General features: G+C 60.1%; 6 protein-coding genes. All 6 read left to right on the top strand.

All coding sequences use genetic code 11. The features are described from left to right. Positions 1-8: 8 nt before the first annotated feature. A complete protein-coding gene (locus tag B7L09_RS20730; protein WP_094470400.1) occupies positions 9-707 on the top strand; it encodes a PspA/IM30 family protein in 699 nt (232 codons plus the stop codon). 146 nt (positions 708-853) lie between these two features. After that, entirely contained in the window at positions 854-1,414 is a 561-nt protein-coding gene (locus B7L09_RS20725; RefSeq protein WP_094470399.1) for a rhomboid family intramembrane serine protease, read from the top strand. A gap of 71 nt (positions 1,415-1,485) precedes the next feature. Beyond that, positions 1,486-2,520 carry an ion channel gene (locus B7L09_RS20720; RefSeq protein WP_094470398.1) on the top strand — a complete coding sequence of 345 codons (1,035 nt, stop codon included), beginning with the start codon at positions 1,486-1,488 and terminating at the stop codon, positions 2,518-2,520. Continuing rightward, complete coding sequence (locus B7L09_RS20715) at positions 2,507-3,181, top strand: DUF2491 family protein (protein ID WP_094470397.1); 675 nt, start codon at positions 2,507-2,509, stop codon at positions 3,179-3,181. The genes B7L09_RS20720 and B7L09_RS20715 overlap by 14 nt, the downstream gene beginning before the upstream one ends. A gap of 15 nt (positions 3,182-3,196) precedes the next feature. Continuing rightward, positions 3,197-3,625, top strand: a complete 429-nt coding sequence (locus B7L09_RS20710) for a DUF350 domain-containing protein (protein ID WP_064454311.1) — start codon at positions 3,197-3,199, stop codon at positions 3,623-3,625. 18 nt (positions 3,626-3,643) lie between these two features. Next, positions 3,644-4,018 (top strand): DUF1190 domain-containing protein (locus B7L09_RS20705; RefSeq protein WP_141213488.1); only part of this gene is annotated, 375 nt, incomplete at its 3' end.

Genomic DNA, 4,018 nt, shown 5'->3' with positions numbered 1-4,018 from the left:
AGTATCCAATGACTCAGTCCATCTGGAGCAAATTGTTCACCGCGCTGCGTGGCGGTGCCAGCGAAGTCGGCGAATCGATCGTTGACCAACAAGCCCTGCGCATCCTCGACCAGGAAATTCGCGACGCCGACACGGCGCTGGCCAACGCCAAGCGTGAGCTGGTCAGCATCATGGCCAAGCACAAGCTGGCGGCTGATCGCGTGGGCGAGTACGACGCCAAGATCAAGGACCTGGANTCCAAGGCGATGGCAGCTATCCAGGCCAATCGCGAAGACCTGGCCATGGAAGTCGCCGAAGCCATTTCGAGCCTGACCAACGAACGTGACGTCGAGCAAAAGCAGACCACCGAGTTCGGCGGGTATGCAGAGAGCATGCGCAAAGACATCACCAAAGCCGAAANCCGGATCAAAAGCCTGCGCCAGCAAGTGGACATGGCCAAGGCGCGCGAAAGCGTACAAAAGGCCCAGGTCAGTGCGTCCATCGCCAGTGGCGGCGCCAACGGCAAGCTGGAAACCGCCGTCGGTACGCTGAACCGCTTGCAAGCCAAGCAGCAGCAACGCGCCGCTGAACTGCAAGCCCAGGATGAGCTGGCTGAGGCATCCACGGGCACCGACCTGGAGCGCAAGCTGCGCGAAGCCGGCATCACGCCGGACACAGGCAGCGCCAATGCGATCCTGGAACGCCTGAAGCAAAAATCGGCCGAGTAACTGCCGAATGCAAAACCTGTGGGAGCGAGCTTGCTCGCGATTGCGATCTGCCAGTCGACATTAATGCTGACTGATACATCGCCATCGCGAGCAAGCTCGCTCCCACAATAGGTTGCGTTTCAGTTTTCAGTGAATCGAGGTCAAGGATGGATACCCTGAAGGGTTTCAAGACAATCGCAGGCCTGGCCGTCTTTATGGTCGCGCTGCAACTGCTCAATGTAGCCACCGGNTACAGCCTCATGGCCTTCGGTTTGATCCCGAGAACCGTGCACGGTCTGCTCGGCATCATCACCTCGCCTTTCCTGCACGCNTCCTTNGCGCACCTGAGCGCCAACCTGATTGCCTTTTTGGTACTGGGCACCCTGGTCATTGTCGAAGGGCTCAACCGGTTCATCGCCGTCAGCGCGATCATTATTCTGCTGGGCGGCTCGCTGGTCTGGCTGTTCGGTTTTACCGGCGTACACGTCGGTGCCAGCGGCTGGGTGTTCGGACTGTGGGCGTACCTCTTGTCCCGCGCCTGGTTCCACAGGAGCTGGGGCAACCTGATAACGGCCGGCGTCGTGGCGCTGCTGTATGGCGGGCTGATCCTTGGCTTTATGCCGCGCCAGGGGATTTCCTTCGAAGGCCATCTGTTTGGTGCACTCGCCGGGTTTATTGCGGCCAAGGTACTTCTCTCTGCGCCGCGCAGCAGGTTTAATGCCGGGTGAACGCACTTGAGCATCCAGACGCCGGGGCGCTGAAGTCGCCAGGAACAAGTACCCACGGAGTCAGGGACGAAATGTCGATTTTCCTTTTATTGCGCCTGTATGCCTCGTCCCTCTTCCACCGTTTCGGCTGGGCAGGGCTGGTCATTGCCTTGGGCGTACACCTGAGCACGGCGTATCTGGGCCTGGTGTTTCTGGGCGAACACCACCTCACCGCGCCCGCCACGTTTACTTACTTCTATCTGACCACCACACTCACCGTCGGCTACGGCGATCTCGCGCCGCAGACAGCGGCGGGACGGATTTTCGTGGCCACCTGGGTCATGCTCGGGGGCATTGCGCTGCTGACCGCAGCCATCGGAAAAACCACCAGCAGTGTTATTGATGCATGGAGAAAAGGCATGAAGGGCAAAGGCGATTTCACTGGCAAGGTTGGCCACACCGTGCTCATCGGCTGGGAAGGCGCGACCAGCGAACGGGTCATTGAGTTGTTGCTTCAAGACGAAACCTCGAACGACAACCTGATCGTCATTTGCGATTGCACGCTGGACGAAAACCCGATGCCGGGCAAAGCGGCGTTCGTCAGAGGCGAAAGTCTGTCCTCTACCGCGTTACTGCGGCGCGCAGGTGTTCCCGGTGCCGAGCGGGTGCTGGTGCGAACCCCCTCTGATGACCTGACGCTGGCCACCGTGCTGGCGGTGAATCAATTGAGCCCTGTGGGGCATGTGGTCGCCCACTTCAATGAAAGTGAAATTGCCGCACTCGCCAGCTCCTACGCCCCCAGCCTGGAATGCACCTCAAGCATGGCCATCGAAATGTTGGTGCGCGCCTCTCAGGATCCGGGCTCGTCAGTGGTCATTAATGAGCTGCTGTGCGTGGGTCAAGGCGCCACTCAATACCTGATGAAACTGCCCGAGGCCTTTGAAGCGACGTTTGGCGATCTGTACACACGGATGAAAGAACAGCACAACGCCACCCTCATCGGCTATCGCGCCAAAGGTGCTCAACAACCGTCAATCAACCCGCCTGGCGCCACGCGCGTTGAAGGCGGCGAACTCTTCTACATCGCCTCCACCCGCCTCAAGGAAATCTCCAATGGGATGGTTTAAACAGTTGATGGGGCTTGAGGCCCCGCAAGCGAATACAGAATCGAAATGGACCGCAGGCCAAACCCTGCCGGTTACGGGCCCGTTGGGCCTGGCGCCGGGCAAAGGCGTGATGTTCGACACCAGCCTGAAACTGCTGCTCGACGGCAACACCACGGTGACGATCCCGGGCTCGCAACAGATCTGGAGCAACGGCACCGTTGATCTCGGGCAGTCGACATGGCTGTCGCGCTATTACATGAACGACGAAGATTACTGGCTGCAGGTGCACACCACCGGCGAGATCGCCGGGCAGGTCGAGTCGGTGATCCTGTTCAACTACCTGAGCGTCGTCACCCTCAGCAGTGAAGCGGAACTGCGCCGGCTGGCCGGGCCACAAAGCCTGATCGGGCTGCCGACCTACACCCACGACGGCGTCGAGTACGCCCGTGTGTGGGGCAGCGAGGCCGGCCAGACAGAACTGGTGGCGATGACCGAACAGCTGCAAAACCCGGATGNCGCCTACAGCATTGAGCACCGTTCGATGCTGTACGCCCGCGACACAGGCCTGACCGATCGNCGGGAATTCNTGCTGTTTTCCGTCGAAGAAGACGCGGAAGGCACCATCAGCCTGAGCACCTCGCTGGGCATTTCGCTGTACACAACCGACCTGAATGCGCTCTAAAAAAGGAAGAAATCCATGCTAGAAGCTCTCTCCATCTCCCTGAACAAAGCGGCCGTGTTCGGGTTTGTCACGTACATCCTGGGGGCTGCCGTCATCTTCGCGCTGTTCCAGTTCATCTACACCCGCGTCACACCGCACAAGGAGTTCGAACTGATCCGTGCGGGCAACGTGTCGGCGGCGGTCGCCCTGGGCGGTGCCATCATCGGTTTCGCCATTCCGGCCAGCAACGTGATTGCCTACTCGATCAGCATCCTCGACTTCGTCGTCTGGGCGGTGATCGCTGCCGGCGTCCAACTGTTGGCCTTTCTGCTGACCAGCCTGGTGCTCAAAGGCACGTCCGAGCGCATCAAGAATGGCGAACTCGCGGCCGGTATCTACGTGGCCGCCGTGGCCATCAGCGTCGGCATGTTGAATGCCGCGTGCATGACGCCTACCCAGAACTGATCGCGCACGGAGCTCCCGATGAAACGAAGCAAGTACGTCCAGCTGTCGCTGGCAGCGTCGGTCGCCATGGCGATATCCGGCTGTGGGCCGACGGAAAAAACCTACGATTTGCAGAAGAAGTACAACTTCCAGTCTGTTCAGCAATGCGCCGATGAAAAGCTGCCGGTGGATGTGTGCTCGGACGCCTACATGACGGCCATGGCCGAGCACCGGCGCATTGCCCCGGTGTACGACAGCCAGGCCGATTGCGATGCCGACTTTGTCGCCAACTGGTGCCAGCAGGATTCCACCGGCAAGTTCATCCCCAAGCTGGGCGGTTTCGAACTGACCGCCGCCGGCCAGGTGACCCAATCCCAGGTCGATGCGGCCAATGCGCAAGCCGGCGGTTCTCAA

This window comes from Pseudomonas mandelii (assembly GCF_002251635.1).
Classification (GTDB): domain Bacteria; phylum Pseudomonadota; class Gammaproteobacteria; order Pseudomonadales; family Pseudomonadaceae; genus Aquipseudomonas; species Aquipseudomonas mandelii_B.
This window is presented reverse-complemented; position numbering and strand designations above follow the sequence as displayed.